The following is a 21,111-nucleotide window of genomic DNA, read 5'->3' as shown; positions in this document are numbered from 1 at the left end:
CGTAGTTGGTGCTGACCCAGCCGCCCAGCGCCAGCTGCAGAAACAGCACGGTCAGGCCTAGCATCATCCAGCCACGACCGCTGGCCAGCGCCGCCGGCACCGGGTCGTGGGATTTTTCGCGGGCGGCCAGCCAGGTCATCATGGCCAGCAGGCTCATGCCCAGGACCAGATGGGTGGTGACCACCAGCGGCATCAGGCGATGAGTGACGGTCCAGGCGCCGAAAGCGCCCTGCAGACAGACCAGGCCCAGTACGGCGGTGGCCAGCGCCGGGCTGCGCGCCAGGGCATGACGCAGGCGCCAGGCCAGGACCGTGAAGGCGATGATCAGCATGCCCAGGAAAGCGCCGGCATAGCGGTGGATCATCTCGACCCAGGCCTGAAAGGCGCTGACCGGGCCATACGGCATGGCTTCCAGCGCCTGGCGGATGGAGGCATGCGCCCCCAGGGGGCTGAAGTGCCCATAGCAGCCCGGCCAATCAGGGCAGCCCAGGCCGGAATCGGTCAGCCGCACGAAGGCGCCGAACATGATCAGGTCCAGCGTCAGGAACCAGGCCAGAAAAACCAGGCGGCGATAGGCGGTCACTGCTTATCCGATCCGGGAATTTTTCAGCAGGACGCGGATGTCGTCACGCACGCCTTCAGGGTCCTGGCCATCTGGGAACTGCATCATCAGATGGCCCAAGGGATCGACGATCCAGAGGCCCGAGGCCAGCGCGGCTGCGGGGTCGGCGGCGCCGGGCGCCAACCAGGCTGCCAGCTGAGCAGGATCGGCGCGCAGCACGTGCGTGCCGACATAGGCATCACCGACGACCGGGGCGATGGGGGCGTCGTCGGTGACGAACAGGATGCGTTCCAGGCGGTCGACGTTTTTGCCCTGGCTGGCATGCGAATTGCGCATCACGAACAGGCCGCGCACGCAGGATTCAGGGCAGGCGCCGGGGCCGGTGCTGATCAGCAGCCATTGCCCTTTGAGCTGATTCAGATCGTACGGCTGCCCCTGACTCGTCGCGCAGGGTGAGGGTGTCCGGGATCGGGCGTTGAGGTTCGAGCAGCTGGCCGTAGTTTGTCTGGATGGCGGGCCGCAGGCCCAGCGCCGGCACATAGTAGGCCAGCAGGGCGAACACCACGGGCGCCAGGGCAACCAGAAAGATGGCGATGACCGGAGTGATGGAACGGGGGCGGGCGGGAACAGTCGTCATGGTCAGGGTGCGTCCGATTCTGATGGGGCGGCGGGTTTCCGCCAGGAGCGCCATAGGATGGCAGCGGCGGCGATCAGGGCAATGGCGGCGAAGCTGAACCATTGTCCGGCGTAGTTGTAGTTCTGGCTGGCGTTATCCGATGGGCCGGGCCATTCCTGGATCAGGCCGACATCCTGGGTAGGGGCTTGTTCCAGCACGACGGGCAGCAGGCGCAGGCCGGATGGCAGCCGCCAGCGCATCCAGGTCTGAGATTCTGCATGCTGAGGCGGCAGCGCCGTCCAAGGACGGGAAGGGCCGTGGCAGTTCCGGCAGCCCTCGCCGCCGGTCAGATTGGTCGAGGTCAAGCAGACGGGGCACCTGGCGCAGCAGGGTGCCTTGGATGCTGGACCGGCCCCTCGGCAGCCCGCAGATCGGGCAGTGACGGCGGGCGGCATCGGTCGGGCGACCCAGCCGCGCAGCACCAGCACGGCGGCGCCAGGGATCATCCTGCAGGGCCAATGGGGTCGCTACCCAGAGACCAGGCTGACCTTTGAGGTTACGATTATCCAGGAGTACAGTAAACGGATTGAGCCATTGCCCCCGAGCGCTGGCGCGATGCCATTCAGGTCCGGCAGGGGTGTCTGGGTCGTCAGCGTCAGCGGCGGCGCTTGCTGGCCGGCCAAGCGGGCGGCGTGAATGGCTTCGCGCTCATGGGCACGGCCCAATTGCCACTGGCCCGCCGCGATGCAGATACCTGTCAGCAGGATCAGCAATACGATGGCCGCCAGGGCTTTTTCGTGGCTGTTCTGTGACGGAAGACAGGCGGGAATCCATCCATGAAAGTGCTGATTGTCATTCTGTTTCTGGCGATTGTCGCCAGCCTGGGCTCGGCCCTGGTGTTTCTGATGCAGGATCAGGGCCGTAGCGGCCGGATGGCCTGGGCTCGTCCATCCTGCTGTTTCTGTTTTTGCTGCTGGCGCATGCCCTGGGGTGGATCGATGCCGCCGGGGCGCCGGCTACCATGGGGTAGGCCGGCGCCGGGCAGCCAGCATCACACCCAGTAGACGAAGATATACAAGCCCAGCCAGACGACGTCCACAAAGTGCCAATACCAGGCAGCGCCTTCGAAGCCGAAGTGATGTTCGGGCGTGAAGTGGCCGCGCACCAGGCGGAACCAGATCACGGTCAGCATGGTAGCGCCCAGGATGACGTGAAAGCCGTGGAATCCGGTCAGCATGTAGAACAGGGCGCCGAATGCACCTGAGGTGAAGCGCAGATTCAGTTCGGTATAGGCGTGGTGGTATTCGTAGGCCTGGCAGGCCACAAAGGTAAAGCCCAGGACGACCGTCAGCCCCAGCCAGAAAATGGCTTTCTGCCGCTGGGCGGCCCGCAGGGCGTGGTGGGCGATGGTCAGGGTCAGGCCGGATGTCAGCAGCAGGGCCGTGTTGATGGTGGGCAGCCAGAACGGCCCGACAGACTCAAACGGGGCGACGGTGCCCGCCGGGCCGAAATTGGGCCAGACGCCGGTGAAGCTTGGCCACAGCAGTGTCTGGGAATCCAGTGTGCTCAGCCATGGGGTGGACACGTCGCGCGTGTACCAGAGTGATCCGAAGAAGGCCGAAAAGAACATGAGCCTCGGAAAAGATAGAACCAGGTCATGCTCCAGCGGTAGGAATGGTCGATGCGTTTGCTGTTCATGCCGCCTTCGGATTGTCGCAAATGGCATCGCCAAACCAGCTGAACAGCACGACGAACATGCACGGGATCCCAGGCGATGCACAGCCAGCGGCCAAAAGCGTAGTCGTTGACCCAGAATGCCGCGCCTAGCAGCGTGGCCAGCATGCAAAGGCTGCCCTGGATCGGGTGGGCGGAGTGGGGCGGGACGTAATAGTAAGGAGCTTTGCTGCCGTCCGCTGTCTGTGCAACTGCTGTCATGTTGTTCTCCTCTTTCTGATTCTAGGCTGTGACCAGCCGGACGGCCAGTAGCAGCAGCAATACGAATCCCAGCCCGCCCAGCAGGCCCGCGACGATAAGATGCGACGGGCCGATGCGGTTCAGATAGAGTCATGACCGGAGCGTTTGCGCAGGCCCAGAAACGCCCAGGCGATGGTGCGCACCGATCGCAGAAAAGCGCCTGGCCCGCTCAAATGGCGACCCCGTACAGATTGGCGCGGACAAAGGTCCAGACCAGGATGGCGATCGCGAATAGAGCCCAGTCCCATCCGGTGCGACGATTGCGGCGACGTTGTTCAGGTGTCATGACGAAACTTCCAGCTGATGCCGGTATCCAGCCTTATTTATTTATAGTCGGGTGGGGTGACGAAGGTATGGTAGGGCGCGGGCAAAGGCACCGTCCATTCCAGGCCCTCGGCGCCTTCCCAGGGGGGCAGGCGGGCACGGTGGGGCCGGTGCTGCGCACTGCCTTGACCACGACATAGATGAAAATCAGTTGCGACAGACCGAACCAGAAGGCCCCGATCGTGGACACCTGGTGGAAGGTCGTGAATTGCGAGGCATAGTCCGCATAGCGGCGCGGCATCCCGGCCAGCCCCAGAAAGTGCATGGGGAAGAAGGCGATGTTGAAGGAAATCATGCTGCTCCAGAAATGCAGTTTCCCCATTTTTTCGTCATACATGTGGCCGCACCACTTCGGCAGCCAGTAGTAGGCGGCGCCAAACAGGGCGAACAGCGACCCGGCCACCAGCACATAGTGGAAGTGCGCCACCACGTAATAAGTATCCTGGGCCTGGATGTCGATGGGGGCGATGGCCACCACCAGACCGGTAAAGCCGCCGATGGTAAACACGAAGATGAAACCGATGGCCCACAGCATCGGGGTTTCAAACGTCATGGACCCGCGCCACATGGTGGCCGTCCAGTTGAAGACCTTGACCCCGGTGGGGATGGAAATCAGCATGGTGCCGTACATGAAGAACAGCTGGGCCGTGACCGGCATGCCGGTGGTGAACATGTGGTGCGCCCACACCAGGAAGGACAGGATGGCGATGGCGCAGATGGCGTAGACCATCGACGCATAGCCGAACAGGCGCTTGCGGGCAAAGGTGGGGATGATCTGCGACACGATCCCGAAGGCCGGCAGAATCATGATGTAGACCTCGGGGTGTCCGAAGAACCAGAACACGTGCTGGTACAGCACCGGGTCGCCGCCGCCGGCGGCATTGAAGAAGTGGGTGCCGAAATGACGGTCGGTCAGCAGCATGGTGACAGCGGCGGCCAGCACCGGCATCACGGCCAGCAGCAGGTAGGCCGTGACCAGCCAGGACCAGCAGAACATCGGCATTTTCATCAGCGACATGCCGGGCGCGCGCATGTTCAGGATGGTGACGATGATGTTGATCGCCCCCATGATGGACGAGGCCCCCAGGATATGGACGGCGAAGATCGCGAAGTCCATGCCTGGGCCCATCTGCAGCGACAGCGGCGCGTACATGGTCCAGCCGGATGCGTTGGCGCCGCCGGGCACGAAGAACGACGTGGTCAGCAGGATGGCGCCGACGGGCAGCAGCCAGAAACTGAAGTTGTTCATGCGGGCGAAGGCCATGTCGGATGCGCCGATCTGCAGCGGGATCATCCAGTTAGCGAAACCCACGAAGGCCGGCATGATGGCCCCGAAAATCATGATCAGCCCGTGCATGGTCGTGAACTGGTTGAACAGTTCGGGCTGGAAGAACTGGATGCCGGGCTCGAAGAGCTCTGTGCGCAGCAATAGCGCCAGAGTGCCGCCTTCGAGCAGCATGCAGAACGAAAAAATCAGGTACATCGTTCCGATGTCTTTGTGGTTCGTGGCGAACACCCAGCGCCGCCAGCCTGTGGGGACGTGGTGTGCATGTTCGTCATGTCCCGTGCTGGGCGGGATGTGGTCTGCGGTAACGCTGCTCATGAATGCCTCCTTGGAGGGCGCGCCGCACGCAGGGCGGCGCGGATAAATAGGATGTGGGATGGGGCCGTAGTGCGGCGGACGTTAGCGCAGTGCCTTGACGTCCGAGGGCTGCACGACGGGATCCGGACCTTTGCCGGCATTGTCCCAAGCGTTACGGGTGTAGGTGATGACGGCCGCCAGCTGGACATCGCTGAGCTGATCGCGGAACGCCGCCATGGCGGTACCCGGGTGGCCGTTGAGTTCCGTCAGGATCTGATCCTTCATGGGCGCCAACACATATTTGGTGTCGCCGTTCAGCGCCGGGAAAGTGCCCGGGATGCCCTGGCCGTTGGCCTGGTGGCAGGCTACGCAGTTGGCGCCGAAGACTTCCTTGCCCTTGGCGATCAGTTCGTCTTTGGTCCAGGCCTTGTTGGGGTCTTCGGTGGCGGAGGCCATGGCGGCCTTCTGGTCTTTGACCCACTGGGCGTAGTCTTCGGCGGATTTCACCTCGACCACGATCGGCATATAGGCGTGGTTCTTGCCGCACAACTCAGCGCATTGACCGCGGAAGGTGCCGGTTTTTTCAGCCCGGAACCAGGTGTCGCGCAGGTAGCCGGGCACCGCGTCTTGCTTGACGCCGAAATCAGGCACCATCCAGGAATGGATGACGTCGGATGCCGTCAGGACGACGCGGACTTTTTTATCGACGGGCACCACCATCGGATGGTCGACTTCCAGCAGGTAGGTATTGCTTTTGGGGGCCTTGCCGTCGATCTGGTCCTGAGGGGTGGACAGGTTCGACAGAAACTGCACGCCGGCTGCGGAGCCGTCGAGATATTCGTAGCCCCACTTCCATTGGTAGCCAGTCGCCTTGATCGTCAGATCGGCGCCCGAGGTGTCTTTCATGGCGACGATCGTGCGGCTGGCCGGAATGGCCATGGCGACGATGATCAGAAAGGGGATGACGGTCCAGGTCAGCTCGATCGACAGGTTTTCGTCGAACTTGGCGGCCTTGTAGCCCCGGGACTTGCGGTGGTGGATGATGGAATACAACATCACCCCGAAGACCCCGATGAAAATGATCGTACAGACGATCATGATCATCCAGTGCAGTTCATAAATTTCTTGGGAGATCGGCGTGACCCCCGGGGTGACGTTCAGCTGATTGACCGCCGGTCCCCCCGGTACGTCCTGAACCTGCGCGCTTGCGACTGTCATCCATGACAGCGCGATCATGCCTAACAACCCTCTGACCATCTTCATGTCGTCCCTCTGGTTTGTGTGTGTTCTTCGGGGCGGGTAGACCTTCGTCAAAGACACACGAGGGGAACGGGCCCTGCACACATGATCGGATCGTCAGGTCGTGCGCCCATGGAAGCGGCGGCCTGCGATGTCCTTATAAGCTTGAAGGGATTATAGCCAAGCGTTTCCGCTTGTACAGGCAGGGTTCTGCCCTATTCATGCGCTTTCGCGGGTTTCCACCTATCCCGTTCGGGCTTCCACTACAATGCTTTGATGGATTCCACCTCTGCGGTTTTCACCCCGGACGATCTGGCGATGCGCTGTGCGCGTCTGGTGCGTCGTACCCAGCAATTACCGCCGATCGGCGCTCGGCCGGTCACGGTCGCGGGGCGGGTGGCCGGATGGATCGGCGCCACGGCGCTGGCCGCCATTGCTGATCGGCCCGGTGTGCACATCGAAGCCGAAGCCGCCCACCTGACGGCGGCCCCTGCCGCACGCCTCAGCCTGGACGGGGTGTTGCGCGATCTGGCGCTGGCCTTGCGCGACGCAGGCTGCATCCGCAGCTGGCGCGACGAATTGCTGGATGTGGTGGCCGAAGGCCGCCTGCTGGGGCGTATCGAACGCGGCGCCGTGCGCCCGCTGGGGCTGCTGACCCAGGCGGTGCACCTCAATGGCTGGGCGCCGGATGGCCGGTTGTGGGTGGCCCGCCGCGCCCTTGGTAAATCGACCGATCCGGGTTTGTGGGACACCTTGTCCGGGGGGCTGGTCGCTGCCGGCGAAGACCCCGAATCCGCCCTGTTGCGTGAATCCCACGAAGAAGCCGGCCTGGCGCCGGTGGCTTTGGCGGCGCATGGCCCTTTGCGCACGGTGCTGCGCATGCATCGCCGTTTGCCGGACGGGTATCAGGTCGAAACCGTGTGCCTTAGCGACTGCGTGCTGGATGCGGCTGCCGCGCCCGCCAATCTGGATGGCGAAGTCATGGAATTCCGTTGCGTCGACATGGCCGATCTCTGGGACATGATCGAGCACGGCGCTTTTACCCTGGAAGCCGAATTGTGCATTCTGGATTCCTTGCGGCGGCGGCTAGGCGCGCCGCCGTCCCCTTGACCGATTGATTGATGCCGGTCCGATCCGGCGGAGGTACACCATCATGGCTCAGGACTCTACCAATCCCTTTGTGTTGCCCGGCTTCGGCCAGCAGGGCGAATCGGCCGGCAATCCGCTGCTGGCCGGCCTGGATATGATGCGCCAGGCTTGGCAGAATCTGGCGGGCGCCGGGCGGATGGACGCCCCCGCCATGCCGACGGTTTCCCTGGAAGACCTGGATCGGCGCATCCGCGAATTGCAGACGGTGCAGAACTGGCTGCAGCTCAATGCCACGATGCTGTCCAGTACGATCCAGGGGCTGGAAATCCAGCGCAGCACGCTCAAGACCTTCCAGTCGTTTACCGGAAGCGTCTTTCCGGATGCGGCAAAGTCATCCGCATCGACGCGCCAAGCCGCCTCGGCGGACGCTTCGGCGGATGATGCCGGCCAGGCCTATGCCCAGGCCGCCGGCGACTGGTGGAACATGGTCCAGCAACAGTTCGAGCAGCTGCGGGATGCCACCACCGCCAGCCTGAGCGGCATGGCCGAGGCTGCCGACACGGCAACGGGCGCCACGAAAAAGAAGCGCGCGCCTACGGCAAAATCCGCTGCTCCCAAGACTGCTCGCAAGACGGCGTCCAAAGCGTCCCCGGCTCGCAAGACCACGGCTTCCCGGGCCGCTTCGACCCGCAAACCCCGCGCCTGATATGTTCGGCGCCCAGGACGCCCGCCGGCCCTGGTCGGGGGGCTGGCGTCCGGCGCCAGGGTCTCATCGTCAACTTTCGCTTCCGCTTCTATGTTGAATATCATCATTCTGGCTGCCGGCTTGGGCAAGCGCATGCAATCCGACCTGCCGAAGGTCCTGCATCCGATTGCCGGGCAGCCCATGCTCAGTCACGTATTGGGTGCTGCGCGCGCGCTGAACCCCGATCGGGTGGTGGTCGTGGTGGGCCACGGCGCCGATCGCGTCCAGACCGCCTATGCGGGCCAGGGCCTGACGTTCGCCCTGCAGCAGCCCCAGCAGGGCACCGGTCATGCGGTCATGCAGGCTTTGCCCCATCTGCTGGAAGGCGATGCGGACGATACCTGCCTGGTGCTGTACGGCGATGTGCCTTTGGTGCAGGCCGCCACCTTGCAGGCTTTGTTGCAGGCGCGCGGCGACGGTTTGGCGCTGCTGACGGAAACCCTGCTGGATCCCGCCGGTTATGGCCGCATCGTGCGCGATGACCGGGGCCGCGTGCAGCGTATCGTCGAACATAAAGACGCGACCGATGCCGAACGCGCGATCACCGAGGTCAATACCGGCATTCTGGCGGCCCCCACGGCCGCCTTGCGGCGCTGGCTGGGGCAGATCGACAATCGCAACGCTCAAGGTGAATACTATCTGACCGATATCGTTGGCCTGGCGGTGCGCGACGGCATGGCGGTGGCGCATGCCCAGCCGGCGGCGCACTGGGAAACCCTGGGTGTGAACAGCCGCGTGCAGCAGGCGCAGCTGGAGCGCATCTGGCAAGGCGAACAGGCCCGCCGCCTGCTGGAACAAGGCGTGACGCTGGCGGATCCGGCCCGTTTCGATCTGCGCGGTGATCTGCGGTGCGGACGCGATGTCTTCATCGACGTGGGCTGCGTGTTCGAGGGCAACGTCCAGCTGGCCGATGGCGTGCGTATCGGGCCGCATTGCGTGATCCGCCAGGCGGATATCGGCCCCGGCGCCACGCTGGACGCCTATACGCACGTCGAAGGCGCCCAGGTGGGGGCATCCGCCCGGATCGGCCCGTATGCCCGCCTGCGGCCGGGGGCCGATGTCGGCCCGGAAGCGCACGTCGGCAATTTCGTCGAGCTGAAGAAAACCCGCCTGGGGCGGGGCTCCAAGGCCAATCATCTGAGCTACCTGGGTGACGCCGTGATCGGCGAACGGGTCAATATCGGCGCCGGGACCATCACCTGCAATTACGATGGCGTGAATAAATTCCAGACGGTGATCGAAGACGATGTCTTCATCGGATCGGATACCCAGCTGGTTGCGCCGGTGCGAGTGGGCCAGGGCTCGACGCTAGGGGCGGGCACCACGTTGACGCGCGATGCACCGGCGGGGGAACTGACCCTGTCGCGCGCCCGCCAACAGATCGTGCCGGGCTGGAAGCGTCCAGAGCGCAAGGCGTGATGCCGGTGCGTCCGGCAAACCGCATGCCGGCGTTGGCCGGGTTCGCGTCATAAGGCGGGGCGATGCGCGTATTGCAGCTGAATCTGGAAAAAGGCTGGCGCGGCGGTGAGCGCCAGACCCTGCTGACGCTGCAGGGTCTGCAGTCGGCGGGTCATCAGGTGGCGCTGGCGGCGCGGGCGGGCGGGCCCTTGGCCCAGCGCGCCCAGGCGGCGGGCATGATCGTGCATCCCTGCACGGGCAGTGTTGCGCTGGCGCGTCTGTTGCTGGCCCAGCGCGGCGCCTACGATGTGGTGCACGCCCAGACGGCCCAGGCCATGAGCGTGTTGGCGGTGTTACGGCCCTGTTTGCGGGCTGCGCTGGTCTTTACCCGGCGGACGGCCTTTGATGCCTCAGGCAAGGCGCAGCGCCAGCGGTGGAAATGGTCGCGGGCGGATGCGCTGGTGGCGATCAGCGAGGCCGCCGCCGCAGCGCCCAGGGCGCTGGGACTGCACGCGCAGGTGATCCCCAGCGCTGTTCAGGCGCCGCTGGTGGATCCTCGGCAGGTATCGGTTCTGCAGCAACAGTTCGCTTTGGCGGGGCGGCGCGTTCTGGTCACGGCAGCGGCGCTCAGCCCTGAAAAAGACCCCTTGACCCTGATCGAGGCCGTGGATCGGCTGCGCGCCGATCATCCGGATATTGTCTGCCTGCATTGCGGGGCGGATGGCGCAGCGGCGGATGTCGCCCGTGCACGGGTGCAGGCCCTGGGTTTGCAGGATCACTACCGCTTCGTCGGTTTTCAGACGCAGGTGGGCGATTTTCTGGCGCTGGCCGATGTCTATGCCAGCAGTTCCCGGTTCGAGGCGCTGGGCACCAGCGTGCTGGACGCCTGCCTGGCCGGTCTGCCGGTGGTGGCGACCGATGTCGGCGGCCACCGGGAAATCCTGGCCCCGGATCGTGGCTTGCTGGCGCCGGCCGGAGATGCCGTGACCTTGGCGCGGCGCATTGCGTGGGTATTGAGTCATGCCGATGCCGCCCAGGCCATGGCGTTGCGCGCGCGCGTGCATGTAGAACAAGTCTATTCCGTACCGGCCATGGTGGCTGCGTACGAACGCTTGTACCATCAGCTGGGCGCCGCCTGACCCTTGCGTGTGCGGCCTGAGCGGCGCCTTATAGCGGGTGCAGAGACGTCTGATAGTGCGCGGCGCGGGCGGCGTAGTCTTTGGCGCTGCGCTGCAGGGCGGCGACTTCTTCGTCGGACAGCGTGCGCACGGCCTTGGCGGGCGCGCCCAGGATCAGTGATCGTTCAGGAAAGACCTTGCCTTCGGTGACGAGCGCCCCGGCGCCCACCAGGCTGTGACGACCGATCACCGCGCCGTTGAGCACGACGGCCTGGATGCCGATGAGTGCGCCGTCTTCGATGGTGCAGCCATGCAGCATGGCTTGATGCCCGACGGTCACCTGGCGGCCGATGGTCAGGGGCTTGCCGGTGTCCACGTGCAGGACGGCGCCTTCCTGGATGTTGGACTGTTCGCCGATCATGATGGGTTCGTTGTCGGCACGGATCACGGCGCCCGGCCAGACGCTGGCGCCGGCCTGCAGGGTGGCGGCGCCGATGACGGTGGCCTCGGCGGCGATGAAAACGGAAGGATCGATGCGGGGGGTCAGGTCCCCCAGGGCGTAGCAGGTCATGGGTCGGGGCTCCGGGTGGCAGCCGGTCTGCGGCAAGCACCGGCTCGATAAAGACAAGAATACCAGTCTCGCGGCGGGTGCGGCTGCCCGCCTATAATCGCGCCATGACAACCCGTATCCTGATCGTACGCACCTCCTCGCTGGGGGATCTGGTGCATATGCTGCCGGCCATCAGCGACATCGCCCGACACGTGCCCGATGCGCAGATCGACTGGATCGCCGAGGAATCCTTCGCCGAGATTCCTGCCTGGCATCCCGCCGTGCGCGACGTCATCTCCGTGGCGCATCGGCGCTGGCGCAAGCATTGGTGGGACGCGACGACGCGCCGCGAACGGGCAGCCTTGCGCGCAGATCTGGCGTCCCGGCAGTACGACGTCATTCTGGACATGCAGGCGCTGCTGAAGTCCGTCTGGCTGGTGCGCCAGGCAAGCGGCAGGCGGCATGGGCTGGATTGGAAATCGGCGCGTGAACCCTTGGCCTCGCTGTTTTATGACGTGAAGCACCGTGTGGAATTCTGGCAGCCGGCCATTATCCGCCAACGCACGCTGGCAGCGGCGGCGTTCGGCTACACCTTTGACGGACCGCCCGATTTCGGCCTGCAGGCCATCACCGAACCCGCGGTCGTCGAAGCCGTGGCTTTGATCATGCCCTCGGCCAGCCGGGACGACAAGCTCTGGCCGGCCAGTCATTGGCGGCAGGTCTTCGATCATCTGCAGGCGCAGGGCCTGGGCTTGCGCCTGCTGGCGGGCAATGAATCCGAACAGGCGCGGGCCCGCGCGCTGATTCAAGGGCGTGACGGGGCCGAAGTCCTGCCGCGTCTAGGCCTGCGTCAGGTGGCTGATCAGCTGGCGCGGGCGCGAATCATGGTGGGGCTCGATAGCGGCCTGACCCATCTGAGCGCTGGCCTGGGCCGCCCGACCATCGGCATCTACAAAGCCTCGACGCCGGTACGCACGCCTTTGCAGGGAAGCGCCTATACCGCCAGTCTGGGCGAGCGGGGGCAAGAACCTGATGCCGTACAGGTCTTGGCCGCGATCGATGCCGCCCTGGATACGGCGCGATCCAGCACAGAGACGCCATGAGCCGCTGGCTGTATTCCCAGCTGCTGCGGATCCTGTCGCCGCTGCTGCTGGCCTGGATGGGGCTGCGGGCGCGCCGTGCGGGCGGACGTTGGGCGGTGCTGGGCGGCACGCGTTTTGGCCGCTATCGCGGCACGCCGCCATCGACCGGTGCGATCTGGATTCATGCCGTCAGCCTGGGGGAGACGCGGGCGGCGCAGCCCTTGATCCGGGCGCTGCTGGATCGCGGCCATCGGGTGTTGCTGACGCATCTGACCGCGACGGGGCGTGCCGAAGGCCAGCGCGCGTATGCCGCCGATCTGGGCAGGGGCACGCTGCAGCAGGCCTGGCTGCCCTATGATTTTCCCGGCGCAACGCGCCGGTTTCTGCGCCACTATCAACCGGTGCTGGGTGTGCTGATCGAGCGCGAACTGTGGCCCAATCTGGTGTTCGCCGCGCAGCAGGCGGGTGTTCCCCTGATTCTGGCCAGTGCGCGCTTGTCCGAAGCCGCTTTGCACCGCACCGAACGCCTGGGCGGCCTGATGCGCCAGACCTATGGCCGCATCACCCGGACCTATGCACAATCCCTGGCCGATGCGCAGCGCCTGGAACGCCTGGGCGCCCGGCAGGTCAGTGTCTCGGGCAATTTCAAATTCGACGTCGGCCTGGATCAGGACAAGGTGGCGCGCGGGCAGGCTTTCGCCGCGCAACTGGGCTGCCGGGTGATTGCCGTGGCCAGTACGCGCGAGGGCGAGGATGCGGCCTTCATTCGGGGTATCCGCCACTTGTGTGATCGCGCGGCGGCCAGCGGCACAGAAGCAGATTCCCCTTTGTTGTGGATCCTGATTCCCCGGCACCCGCAGCGTTTCGACGAGGCCGCCGCCCAGTTGCAGGCGGCCGGTTTGCCGTTCGTCCGGCGCACGCAGTTGCTGGACCTGGGCGATAGCGGCAGTTCCGCCCTGGCTGCTTGCAGGCAGGCGACGGTGCTGCTGGGCGATACGCTGGGGGAAATGCCCTGGTATTACGCCTGCAGCCAGGTGGCGATCGTGGGCGGCAGCTTTGCACCCCTGGGCGGCCAGAACTTCATCGAGGCCAGCGCTTTGGGCTGTCCGGTGATTGTCGGGCCGCATACAGCCCACTTCGAGCAGGCCGTGACGGATGCCCGCGCGGCGGGTGCGCTGGTGCAAGCCGCCGATCCCGATCAGGCCTTGCGCCAGGCGCTGCAGTGGCTGGACGATCCGGCCGTGCTGATGCAGGTGGGGCAGGCTGGCAGCAACTGGGTCCGCCAGCACGCTGGGGCAGTGGCCCGGGTGGTCAACGGTATCGAGGATCTGCTGGTGCGTCAGCCGGCATCCAGACCGTGATATTTCTTGCCCAGGGCGATCGTCGCCTTGAAAAAACCTTCTTTGCTGCCGCAGTCGTAGCGCTCGCCCTCGTAGCGGTGCGCCAGGACGCGGCGGTGTTTCAGCATGGCTGAGATCGCATCCGTCAGCTGAATTTCCTGACCCACGCCGGCTTGAGTCTGGCGTAGAAAATCAAAAATCTCCGGTTCCAGCACATAGCGTCCGACCACGGCCAGATTGGACGGCGCATCCTGCGGCGCCGGTTTTTCGACGATATGCTCGACCCGGGTATTGCGGGCATCCACGGCAGAACCGGCCACGATGCCGTATTTGCGGGAATCCTGCGGATCGATGGACTGGATGGCGAGCACGCTGCCATCGTGCTGGTGAGCGGCGTCCACCAACTGCCGCGTGACGGCGGTGTCGGCGTCCAGCAGGTCATCGGCCAGCAGCACGGCGAACGGTTCGTTGCCGACGATGGGCGCGGCGCACAGCACGGCATGGCCCAGGCCCAGCGGCTGGGCCTGACGGGTGTAGATGCAGTGCACATGGTCTGGCAGGATGGTGCGGATGGTGTCCAGCAGCGCCTGCTTGCCTTTGGCCTGCAGTTCGGCCTCCAGTTCCGGGGATCGGTCGAAATGGTCTTCGATGGCGCGCTTGTTGCGGCCGGTGACGAAGATCAATTCGGTGATGCCGGCGGCCAGAGCTTCTTCGACGGCATACTGGATCAAGGGCTTGTCGACGATCGGCAGCATTTCCTTGGGCATGGCCTTGGTGGCGGGCAGGAATCGGGTGCCCAGTCCGGCGACCGGGAAGACCGCTTTGCGGATAGGTTTCATCGTGGCGTGAATTCAGGGGGAATAGGAGCGCTGGGGACCAGTGCTTGCTGGCTGCGTTGCGACAGGGGGCGCGGCGTGCGGCCCTGTTCTGATGGGGGCGGGCCAAAAAAGCCCTGGCCATAGGCCAGCAGGGCCATGTTGGCGATAGCAGCAAGAATCAGCAGAAAGCGCATGGTGCAAGTAGGTGTCAGGTCTTGGCTTGCCGGGGATTGGCCGGGATGGCCTTGTTCGGCATGCTCTCGTGCGATGCAGCCGTTCAGTATATCAATTGGCCTGCGTCGGACCCTCAGCGAGAGACAGGCAGGCCAGCCCATCCAGGACCGGGCCGTCCAGGTGGCAGGGCGGACGGGGCGGCAGGCTTGCGGCGGCCTGGGTCTGAGCCAGGCCTTCCTGGATGGCCGCCCTGACGCTCGGCCAAGCGCCGCCGCACACGAAAACCAAGGGCGCGCGCCCCTGGGTGCGCTGCCGGGCCAGATGCCATTGGTGCAACAGCGCGCCGGCCTGGGCAGCGGCAATGCCGCTGGCAATGGCATCGTGTGTGTTTTGCGGAAAATCCGTGAGCTGACCGGCGCTCAGGGGCAGCTGAGCCGTGCCTTGGTTCAGGCTGTCGGCCATCAGCGACGGACCGGGCAGAATCAGGCCGCCCAGGAAAGCGGGCAGGGTTCCCGCATCGCCGGGCAGCAGGGTGTCGATCGTGGTGGCGGTGCCGAAGCTGGCCAGCAGGGCGGCATGGCCCGCGCGCCAGCCAGGATCGGCGGCCAGGCGCGGCAGCAGTCCCAGCAGCCCCAGCCAGCGGTCCGCCCCCAGGCGGGCAGGGTCGGCGTAGGGGTTGTGCAGCAGCGCCAAGCCGTCGCGGGCATCGCACCAGCGCACCGTCAGCCCCCAGGCGGCATGGCAAGCCTGGTCCCACTGCCGGCGGATGTGCAGCCCTGCCACATTTGAGCCCAGAATGGCTTGCGGCCGGTGTGGCAAGTGCGCTGCCAGCGTTGGCAGGCAGTCGGCGTCCAGCGCGGTGACGGGGGTCTGTCGATCCGTGTCCCCGGCAGACATCCAGGCGACTTTGGCGCGGGTGTTGCCGACATCGATCAGCAGTTTCATCGCCGCAGCCGCACAGAGATCTCGCCGACCGAGACGGGGTGGACGCCATCGGCGTTGCGCAGCAGCAGGCGGCCTTGCGTATCGATGCCGCAGGCAATGCCCGTCTGGCGCAGCTTGCCCGCGTCGATGACATCCAGCGGTTGACCCGCCAGGCCATCGACCTGGGCGTAGCGGGCCGGCAGGTCGGCAAAACCGTGGGCAGTGGCCTGGTTCAGCGCTTCGTACCAGGCCCGTGCGGCGCAGGCGGCCAGCGTGACAGCGTCGGATTGCGCCGCCTGGATGTCGGTCGCAGCCAACCTCGCCCAGTCGGCGACGTTGCGGTCCAGGGATAGCGACAGGGCGCGGGCATCCAGCAAATTCAGGCCCATGCCGATGATGATCAGGTGATGATCGGCGACCTGGGCGGTGCTGGATCGGGTGGATTCAATCAGGATGCCGGCCAGCTTGGCATGATCCCATTGCAGATCATTGGGCCATTTCATGTTCAGCCGGGACCGATGCTCGGGGCTGATCTGCTGGCGCAGCGCCTGGCAGCTTGCCAGGCCGATCAGCGGCGCCAGGGTGGGTAATTGCCGGGCAGGCAGAAAGACGTCGAAGGCGCAGGAAAACATCAGATTGGCGCCGACCCGGTTTTGCCAGGTGCGTCCCGCCCGTCCGCGCCCCTGCGTCTGCAGGTGCGTGCCCAGCAGCCAGGGGCGGGCGACGGCGCCGTGCGCCTGGCGTGCCCGCGCCAGCAGGTCGGCGTTGGTTGAGCCGGTTTCCGCCTGCCAGTCGATCTGGCGAAAGAAGGGCAGGGCAGTCCGTAGCCCGGCGGCCATCTGGTCGGGGTCGGGCAGAAACGGAGCGTCGTCAGAAGACATACCGGTCATATGGGTAGAATGAGGTCTGAGCCAAACCGATCAAAAATCCAGTTCATCATGAGTTTACGTACGGAACAATCGGCGTTCCAGGGGATGTCGGGCACGGTTGAATATACTGTGGACCATCCTGAACAGTCACCTGTCGGCTGGGCGTTGGTCCTGCATCCGCATCCCTTGCATGGCGGCACCCGCGACAACAAGGTCGTCACCACTGTGGCGCGCGCCTGTGTGCAGCAGGGCCTGCTGACGATCCGGCCGAATTTTCGCGGGGTTGGTCGTTCGCAGGGGGTGTTCGATCAGGCGGTCGGCGAAACCGCCGATATGGTAGCGTGTATCGAGCATGTTTTTCAGGCTTGGCCGCAGGCGGTGCAGGGGCCTTGGGCGCTGGCCGGATTTTCCTTCGGATCGGCGGTGGCAGCCCAATTGTATGCAGAACTGGCCGACCGGGAACTGCCCTTGCCATCGCGCTTGATGCTGATCGGATGCGCGGTCGAACGGTATCGCTACCGGTCCTTGACGGTGCCGGCGTCCACGCTGATGGTACACGGCGAGCATGACGAGGTCGTGCCGCTATCCGAGGGTATGGATTTCGCCCGGGCGCATCAGCTGCCCATGACCGTGGTGCCGGATGCGGGCCATTTCTTTCATGGCAAGCTGCTGGTCTTGCGCCAAGCCGTGCTCGGCAGCCTGGCGGGGCTGGCGGATCCGCTGCTCTGACTGCGCCGGGCGATGGCAGGCCTGCGGCTCGCCATCCAGACGGTACGTTTCAGTTGCTTGCGTTTTGTCTCGATTTCCGGCGGAGCAGCCTGCGAAGCGCTCAAGGGCGCTGCCTATAATGGACCCCATGTTTTCTTGCCACCTATTCTTTTTCCAATGACGCCTATGACCTCTGCTCTGTTGCCGACCCTTCGCCGTTTCCGTCTGGCGCCGCTGGCGCTCAGTTGCGCACTGCTGGCGCCGATGGCCGCCTGGTCGGCCACCGATGCCGCGCCGCCACCCGCTGTGGCCGAAGCGCCGGCGGCGACACCCGCCGAGGGCGTCAGCGCATTGTCGAACATTCCCGCGCCGGCGCTAGGCGTCAAAGCCTGGCTGACGCTGGATGCCACCAGCGGGCAGATCATTGCCGCGCAGAACCCGAACAGTGCAGTGGAGCCCGCCTCGCTGACCAAGCTGATGTCGGCCTATGTGATTTTCGAGGCCCTGGAAAGCGGCCGTCTGAAGCTCGATCAGATGATCCATATTTCCGAAAAGGCCTGGAAGACCGAAGGTTCGCGCATGTTCATCAACCCGAACACGGAAGTGTCGGTCGATGATCTGCTGCAGGGCATGTTGGTGCAGTCGGGCAACGACGCAACCGTCGCGTTGGCCGAAGCCGTCGCCGGCAGCGAATCCGCGTTTGCTGCGCTGATGAATCAGCAAGCCAAAGCGCTGGGTATGGCGCAGACGCATTTCGTCAATTCCACCGGTCTGCCCGACCCGGATCACACCACCACGGTCGAAGACCTGGCCGTGCTGGCACGTGCGCTGGTGCAGCGCTTTCCGCAATACCGGCATTACGACAGCCAAAAAGAATACACCTACAACAATATCAAGCAGAGCAACCGCAATCGCCTGCTGTGGGCGGATTCGACCGTGGATGGCCTGAAGACCGGTCATACCCAGTCGGCGGGTTATTGCCTGGTGGCGACCGCGCTGCGCGACGGGCGCCGGGTGGTGTCGGTGCTGGTCGGTGCAGCCAGTGATGCTGCCCGCACTGAAAGCAGCCTGAAGCTGCTGAACTGGAGCTTCAAGAATTTCGATACCGTCCAGTTGCTGGACAAGACCAAGCCGGCCGTGTCCGCCCGTGTCTGGGAAGGCGCGGCCGATACCGCCGATCTGGGCGTGAGCCAGTCCCTGTCGGTGACGGTGCCGCGTGGCCAGGCGGATCAGATCAAGACCGAGGCCCGTTATACCCAACCGTTGATGGCGCCGCTGACCGAGGGCGACCAGGCCGGCACGTTGCTGGTGACGCTGGATGGCAAGACCCTGAAGCAGGTGCCGCTGCAGGTGATGCATTCGGTACCCGAGGCGGGTTTCTTTGGCCGCTTGGTGGACAAGGTCCGCCTGATGTTCCAATAAGGAAACGGCATGTCGACGATCAGCCCGGAAGACTCCCTGATCCAGTATCCCTGCGATTTCCCGATCAAGGTCATGGGTCGGGCGGGGGACGCCTTCCTGCCGGAAATGGCGACGTTGGTCCGTGGGTTCGACCCGGATTTTGATCCGGCGACCATCGAGGTGCGACCCAGCTCCAGCGGCAATTATCTGGGGTTGACCCTGACCGTGCATGTGCATTCGCGCGAACAGCTGGACGCGGTGTACCGTGCCTTGCACGGGCATGAAATGGTATCGGTGGTGCTGTAGGACGACGATGGCATGCAGTTGCGCTGGCTGAATCGTCCCGCTCCGTATCTGCCGGTCTGGCAGTCCATGCAGGACTTCACTGAAGACCGCGGGGCGGACACCCCCGACGCGCTGTGGCTGGTGGAACATGCTCCCGTCTATACGCTGGGGCAGGCCGGCCTGGAATCCCATATCCTGAATCCGCACGGCATCCCGGTAGTGCATTGCAATCGCGGGGGGCAGGTGACGTATCACGGCCCGGGGCAGGTGGTGCTGTATACGCTGGTTGATCTGCGCCGCCACCGGGTCTTTGTACGCGATTTCGTGACGCTGCTGGAACAGACGGTGTTGGATGTGCTGGCGGATCTGGGCGTCCCGTCGGCCTGCCGCAAGCCAGGTGCGCCGGGGATTTATGTGCCTCAATCAGCGCTGTCCGATCCGCAGGGCGATGCGCTGGCAAAGATTGCGGCGTTGGGCATCAAGGTGCGCCGGGGCTGCGCCTATCACGGGGTGGCGTTGAACGTGGATATGGATCTCGGCCCTTTTGCGGGGATCAATCCCTGCGGTTATGCGGGCTTGCAGACGGTGGATGTGCGGTCCTGCGGGGTCCGTGCGGATTTGGTCGATGTCGGCGAGCGGCTGGCGCGGCGGTTCACGGCGGCCTGGGAATCTGTGGCGGGCTGAAGCGTGCGGACGCAGGGGTTTGCTTCTTGCGCTGCGGGGGTGGCGGCAGGGCAGTTGGCCCCCCAGACGGCGGTCCGGCCTGTGGCCGGACTTCCCGGATCTGCCTCGTCCGACAGGGCGGCGGGCGAACTCGTCGCTGCGCTCCTCAAACACGCCCCCGACTTCCCCCTGTCTCCCTTCGTCTCCCGCCCCGCCCGACCGGTCGCCAACTGCCCTGCCGCCACCCCCGCCGGGTCCCCTGTAGTTCGAGAGCCTGCTGAGCATCTGTTTACCTCTGAGGCTTGATACCATTACCTAGTCCAGTCTTACTTTTACAGAGAGTAAGGGTGTTTTGACACCAAGATCTCGGTCCCCTTGCCAGGTGGACGTGTGTGGGTGTTTTGCGCCCGGTCGGCCAGCGCCGGATGCTGACGAAGGGAGGGCGGGGGAAGCGGGGGGCACTGTCTGAGGCCGAAGGCCGAGTTTGCCCGTCGCTCGCCCGTACGAGGCAGATCCGGGGAGTCCGGCCACAGGCCGGACCGCTGGCTGGGGCGCAAAACACCCACACACGCTCCACCTGGCGACAGCCCTAACCTTTGACCCGCCTCAACACAGCAACCAACGCTTCCGAGTCCAATAGAGAGGTCCCCACGAGGTCCTCCATGAAACAGACTCCCTCCGCACGCAAATCCCCCGTCCCGTCGGCGCACTCGTAGCACTGTTGCAGGCCGCCCTGACGGGCGCCGCATGTGCCGCCGTCATCAGTGTCGCCCAAGCCGCCCCTGCGATAGACATCATTCCTATCCCCGCTGGCGAGTTCACCTACCAGGCAGCCGGGGAATTCCTGGATCAAGGCCGGCCCGTGGATGCGCCCCGCGTCCAGGGCAGCGTAGCGGGCGGATGGGTCATCATGCGACGCCAGGTCAGCCAGGCGGAATACGCCCGTTGCGTGCAGGCAGGCGCCTGCAAGCGGCTGGACAAAGGCTTTCGTGAGTTGAGCGCCCCGGACCTGCCCGCAGTCGGCATCAGCTGGTCGGATGCCACCACCTACGCCGCCTGGCTGTCGCGGGAAACCGGCCAGACCTGGCGGCTGCCGAACTACACCGAATGGGTGCGGGCCGCTGCGGAACAATATCGGGAAGAAGGCGCCCTGCCATCTGATCCGGCCAACCCGTCCGTGCGCTGGTTGGCGGAATACGAACGGGAAATCACCCGCCGTCGGGGTCGCGTCAAATCCGCTCAGTCTTTTGGGCATTTTGGCGTCAATGCTCTGGGGGTCAGCGACATGGGCGGCAACGTCTGGGAATGGACGGACACCTGCTTTGCCAGCCACAGCGTCGGAACCCTGCCGCTGGCGCCCCGTGAAAACTGCGGCGTGCGCATTCTGGCCGGCGCGCATATCGCTGCCATGCCGGATTTCATCCGCGACCCGCGCAATGGCGCGTGTTCCATCGGCCTGCCGCCTGCCAATCTGGGGTTTCGCCTGGTTCGGTCCAGTTGAGTGTCGTGCCGGCGCATCCATCCAGGGCCTCCTGTGCGCAGGAGGCCCTGCTGCTTTTGCGCCAGATCAAGTCTTTTGAACAACACCTGAATTTCCCATGAACGAGGTTGATCCAGAGCAATAAGGGTTAACCCCGCACATGACATGAT

The 21,111-nt window shown here is 64.9% G+C and carries 21 protein-coding genes and 4 pseudogenes; 12 read left to right on the top strand and 13 right to left on the bottom strand.

Annotated features, from left to right (window positions below; genetic code table 11):
* From VDP79_RS07675 to VDP79_RS14890, 4 genes and pseudogenes are all read right to left on the bottom strand, one after another.
* Positions 1-526 (bottom strand): COX15/CtaA family protein (locus VDP79_RS07675; RefSeq protein WP_323017634.1); only part of this gene is annotated, 526 nt, incomplete at its 3' end.
* A 60-nt stretch (positions 527-586) separates the two neighbouring features.
* Positions 587-1,205: pseudogene (locus VDP79_RS07670) on the bottom strand (SCO family protein).
* Positions 1,202-1,684, bottom strand: coding sequence for an SURF1 family cytochrome oxidase biogenesis protein (locus tag VDP79_RS14895; RefSeq protein ID WP_416233071.1), 483 nt, complete (start codon positions 1,682-1,684; stop codon positions 1,202-1,204). The pseudogene VDP79_RS07670 and the gene VDP79_RS14895 overlap by 4 nt, the downstream one beginning before the upstream one ends.
* A gap of 58 nt (positions 1,685-1,742) precedes the next feature.
* Positions 1,743-1,903: pseudogene (locus tag VDP79_RS14890) on the bottom strand (SURF1 family protein); the annotation flags it as partial.
* 111 nt (positions 1,904-2,014) lie between these two features.
* Between VDP79_RS14890 and VDP79_RS07660 the strand changes: the two are divergent.
* Positions 2,015-2,242 carry a DUF2909 family protein gene (locus VDP79_RS07660; protein WP_416233070.1) on the top strand — a complete coding sequence of 76 codons (228 nt, stop codon included), beginning with the start codon at positions 2,015-2,017 and terminating at the stop codon, positions 2,240-2,242.
* Here the strand turns inward: VDP79_RS07660 and VDP79_RS07655 are convergent.
* From VDP79_RS07655 to coxB, 4 genes and pseudogenes are all read right to left on the bottom strand, one after another.
* Positions 2,230-3,113 (bottom strand): annotated as a pseudogene (locus tag VDP79_RS07655) (cytochrome c oxidase subunit 3). The gene VDP79_RS07660 and the pseudogene VDP79_RS07655 overlap by 13 nt on opposite strands.
* A gap of 21 nt (positions 3,114-3,134) precedes the next feature.
* Positions 3,135-3,227, bottom strand: a complete 93-nt coding sequence (locus VDP79_RS14885; RefSeq protein WP_416233072.1) for a hypothetical protein — start codon at positions 3,225-3,227, stop codon at positions 3,135-3,137.
* A 248-nt stretch (positions 3,228-3,475) separates the two neighbouring features.
* Positions 3,476-5,079: pseudogene (ctaD, locus tag VDP79_RS07650) on the bottom strand (cytochrome c oxidase subunit I).
* Between the two features lie 81 nt (positions 5,080-5,160).
* Positions 5,161-6,321, bottom strand: coding sequence for a cytochrome c oxidase subunit II (gene coxB / locus VDP79_RS07645; protein WP_323017631.1), 1,161 nt, complete (start codon positions 6,319-6,321; stop codon positions 5,161-5,163).
* A gap of 252 nt (positions 6,322-6,573) precedes the next feature.
* On the opposite strand from coxB, the gene VDP79_RS07640 reads away from it, so the two are divergent.
* The 4 genes from VDP79_RS07640 (at position 6,574) to VDP79_RS07625 (ending at position 10,668) form a co-directional block, all read left to right on the top strand.
* Complete coding sequence (locus tag VDP79_RS07640; RefSeq protein WP_323017630.1) at positions 6,574-7,407, top strand: NUDIX hydrolase; 834 nt, start codon at positions 6,574-6,576, stop codon at positions 7,405-7,407.
* 43 nt (positions 7,408-7,450) lie between these two features.
* Positions 7,451-8,092 carry a PhaM family polyhydroxyalkanoate granule multifunctional regulatory protein gene (locus VDP79_RS07635; protein ID WP_323017629.1) on the top strand — a complete coding sequence of 214 codons (642 nt, stop codon included), beginning with the start codon at positions 7,451-7,453 and terminating at the stop codon, positions 8,090-8,092.
* A gap of 90 nt (positions 8,093-8,182) precedes the next feature.
* Complete coding sequence (gene glmU, locus VDP79_RS07630) at positions 8,183-9,550, top strand: bifunctional UDP-N-acetylglucosamine diphosphorylase/glucosamine-1-phosphate N-acetyltransferase GlmU (RefSeq protein ID WP_323017628.1); 1,368 nt, start codon at positions 8,183-8,185, stop codon at positions 9,548-9,550.
* 62 nt (positions 9,551-9,612) lie between these two features.
* Positions 9,613-10,668, top strand: a complete 1,056-nt coding sequence (locus tag VDP79_RS07625) for a glycosyltransferase family 4 protein (protein WP_323017627.1) — start codon at positions 9,613-9,615, stop codon at positions 10,666-10,668.
* Positions 10,669-10,696: 28 nt separating this feature from the next.
* Here the strand turns inward: VDP79_RS07625 and VDP79_RS07620 are convergent, their stop codons facing one another.
* A complete protein-coding gene (locus VDP79_RS07620) occupies positions 10,697-11,218 on the bottom strand; it encodes a gamma carbonic anhydrase family protein (protein ID WP_323017626.1) in 522 nt (173 codons plus the stop codon).
* Between the two features lie 104 nt (positions 11,219-11,322).
* On the opposite strand from VDP79_RS07620, the gene waaC reads away from it, so the two are divergent.
* Positions 11,323-12,300: a lipopolysaccharide heptosyltransferase I gene (gene waaC / locus VDP79_RS07615; protein WP_323017625.1), complete on the top strand. Its 978-nt coding sequence runs from the start codon at positions 11,323-11,325 to the stop codon at positions 12,298-12,300.
* A complete protein-coding gene (locus VDP79_RS07610; protein WP_323017624.1) occupies positions 12,297-13,640 on the top strand; it encodes a 3-deoxy-D-manno-octulosonic acid transferase in 1,344 nt (447 codons plus the stop codon). The genes waaC and VDP79_RS07610 overlap by 4 nt, the downstream gene beginning before the upstream one ends.
* Here the strand turns inward: VDP79_RS07610 and galU are convergent.
* The 4 genes from galU to VDP79_RS07590 form a co-directional block, all read right to left on the bottom strand.
* Positions 13,619-14,458, bottom strand: coding sequence for a UTP--glucose-1-phosphate uridylyltransferase GalU (gene galU / locus VDP79_RS07605; protein WP_323017623.1), 840 nt, complete (start codon positions 14,456-14,458; stop codon positions 13,619-13,621). The two genes, VDP79_RS07610 and galU, sit on opposite strands and share 22 nt — an antisense overlap.
* A complete protein-coding gene (locus tag VDP79_RS07600) occupies positions 14,455-14,631 on the bottom strand; it encodes a hypothetical protein (protein ID WP_323017622.1) in 177 nt (58 codons plus the stop codon). The genes galU and VDP79_RS07600 overlap by 4 nt, the downstream gene beginning before the upstream one ends.
* A gap of 91 nt (positions 14,632-14,722) precedes the next feature.
* The gene (locus VDP79_RS07595) at positions 14,723-15,556 is read right to left on the bottom strand and encodes a type III pantothenate kinase (RefSeq protein ID WP_323017621.1); all 834 of its coding nucleotides are present in this window, start codon (positions 15,554-15,556) and stop codon (positions 14,723-14,725) included.
* Positions 15,553-16,416 (bottom strand): biotin--[acetyl-CoA-carboxylase] ligase, encoded by an 864-nt coding sequence (locus tag VDP79_RS07590; RefSeq protein ID WP_323017620.1) that lies wholly within the window; start codon positions 16,414-16,416, stop codon positions 15,553-15,555. Before VDP79_RS07590 ends, VDP79_RS07595 begins: the two co-directional genes overlap by 4 nt.
* 57 nt (positions 16,417-16,473) lie before the next feature.
* Between VDP79_RS07590 and VDP79_RS07585 the strand changes: the two genes are divergently transcribed.
* From VDP79_RS07585 to VDP79_RS07565, 5 genes are all read left to right on the top strand, one after another.
* On the top strand, positions 16,474-17,133 hold the full coding sequence (locus VDP79_RS07585; protein ID WP_323017619.1) for an alpha/beta hydrolase: 660 nt from the start codon (positions 16,474-16,476) through the stop codon (positions 17,131-17,133).
* 165 nt (positions 17,134-17,298) lie between these two features.
* Positions 17,299-18,534, top strand: coding sequence for a D-alanyl-D-alanine carboxypeptidase family protein (locus tag VDP79_RS07580; RefSeq protein WP_416233069.1), 1,236 nt, complete (start codon positions 17,299-17,301; stop codon positions 18,532-18,534).
* A gap of 9 nt (positions 18,535-18,543) precedes the next feature.
* Positions 18,544-18,819 carry a DUF493 family protein gene (locus VDP79_RS07575; protein WP_323017618.1) on the top strand — a complete coding sequence of 92 codons (276 nt, stop codon included), beginning with the start codon at positions 18,544-18,546 and terminating at the stop codon, positions 18,817-18,819.
* A gap of 12 nt (positions 18,820-18,831) precedes the next feature.
* The gene (gene lipB, locus VDP79_RS07570; RefSeq protein ID WP_323017617.1) at positions 18,832-19,482 is read left to right on the top strand and encodes a lipoyl(octanoyl) transferase LipB; all 651 of its coding nucleotides are present in this window, start codon (positions 18,832-18,834) and stop codon (positions 19,480-19,482) included.
* Between the two features lie 700 nt (positions 19,483-20,182).
* Positions 20,183-20,962 (top strand): formylglycine-generating enzyme family protein, encoded by a 780-nt coding sequence (locus VDP79_RS07565; RefSeq protein WP_323017616.1) that lies wholly within the window; start codon positions 20,183-20,185, stop codon positions 20,960-20,962.
* Positions 20,963-21,111 lie beyond the last annotated feature (149 nt).

Source organism: Castellaniella sp. (assembly GCF_034675905.1).
GTDB lineage: Bacteria > Pseudomonadota > Gammaproteobacteria > Burkholderiales > Burkholderiaceae_B > Castellaniella.
The sequence above is the reverse complement of the archived record's forward strand: the minus strand, read 5'-3'. Positions and strand labels throughout refer to the sequence as shown.

Coding starts and splice junctions, on each gene's coding strand:
- VDP79_RS14895 (WP_416233071.1), bottom strand. CDS start 1,684: ATGATCCCTGGCGCCGCCGTGCTGGTGCTGCGCGGCTGGGTCGCCCGA.
- VDP79_RS07660 (WP_416233070.1), top strand. CDS start 2,015: ATGAAAGTGCTGATTGTCATTCTGTTTCTGGCGATTGTCGCCAGCCTG.
- coxB (WP_323017631.1), bottom strand. CDS start 6,321: ATGAAGATGGTCAGAGGGTTGTTAGGCATGATCGCGCTGTCATGGATG.
- VDP79_RS07640 (WP_323017630.1), top strand. CDS start 6,574: ATGGATTCCACCTCTGCGGTTTTCACCCCGGACGATCTGGCGATGCGC.
- VDP79_RS07635 (WP_323017629.1), top strand. CDS start 7,451: ATGGCTCAGGACTCTACCAATCCCTTTGTGTTGCCCGGCTTCGGCCAG.
- glmU (WP_323017628.1), top strand. CDS start 8,183: ATGTTGAATATCATCATTCTGGCTGCCGGCTTGGGCAAGCGCATGCAA.
- VDP79_RS07625 (WP_323017627.1), top strand. CDS start 9,613: ATGCGCGTATTGCAGCTGAATCTGGAAAAAGGCTGGCGCGGCGGTGAG.
- VDP79_RS07620 (WP_323017626.1), bottom strand. CDS start 11,218: ATGACCTGCTACGCCCTGGGGGACCTGACCCCCCGCATCGATCCTTCC.
- waaC (WP_323017625.1), top strand. CDS start 11,323: ATGACAACCCGTATCCTGATCGTACGCACCTCCTCGCTGGGGGATCTG.
- VDP79_RS07610 (WP_323017624.1), top strand. CDS start 12,297: ATGAGCCGCTGGCTGTATTCCCAGCTGCTGCGGATCCTGTCGCCGCTG.
- galU (WP_323017623.1), bottom strand. CDS start 14,458: ATGAAACCTATCCGCAAAGCGGTCTTCCCGGTCGCCGGACTGGGCACC.
- VDP79_RS07600 (WP_323017622.1), bottom strand. CDS start 14,631: ATGCGCTTTCTGCTGATTCTTGCTGCTATCGCCAACATGGCCCTGCTG.
- VDP79_RS07595 (WP_323017621.1), bottom strand. CDS start 15,556: ATGAAACTGCTGATCGATGTCGGCAACACCCGCGCCAAAGTCGCCTGG.
- VDP79_RS07590 (WP_323017620.1), bottom strand. CDS start 16,416: ATGTCTTCTGACGACGCTCCGTTTCTGCCCGACCCCGACCAGATGGCC.
- VDP79_RS07585 (WP_323017619.1), top strand. CDS start 16,474: ATGAGTTTACGTACGGAACAATCGGCGTTCCAGGGGATGTCGGGCACG.
- VDP79_RS07580 (WP_416233069.1), top strand. CDS start 17,299: ATGACCTCTGCTCTGTTGCCGACCCTTCGCCGTTTCCGTCTGGCGCCG.
- VDP79_RS07575 (WP_323017618.1), top strand. CDS start 18,544: ATGTCGACGATCAGCCCGGAAGACTCCCTGATCCAGTATCCCTGCGAT.
- lipB (WP_323017617.1), top strand. CDS start 18,832: ATGCAGTTGCGCTGGCTGAATCGTCCCGCTCCGTATCTGCCGGTCTGG.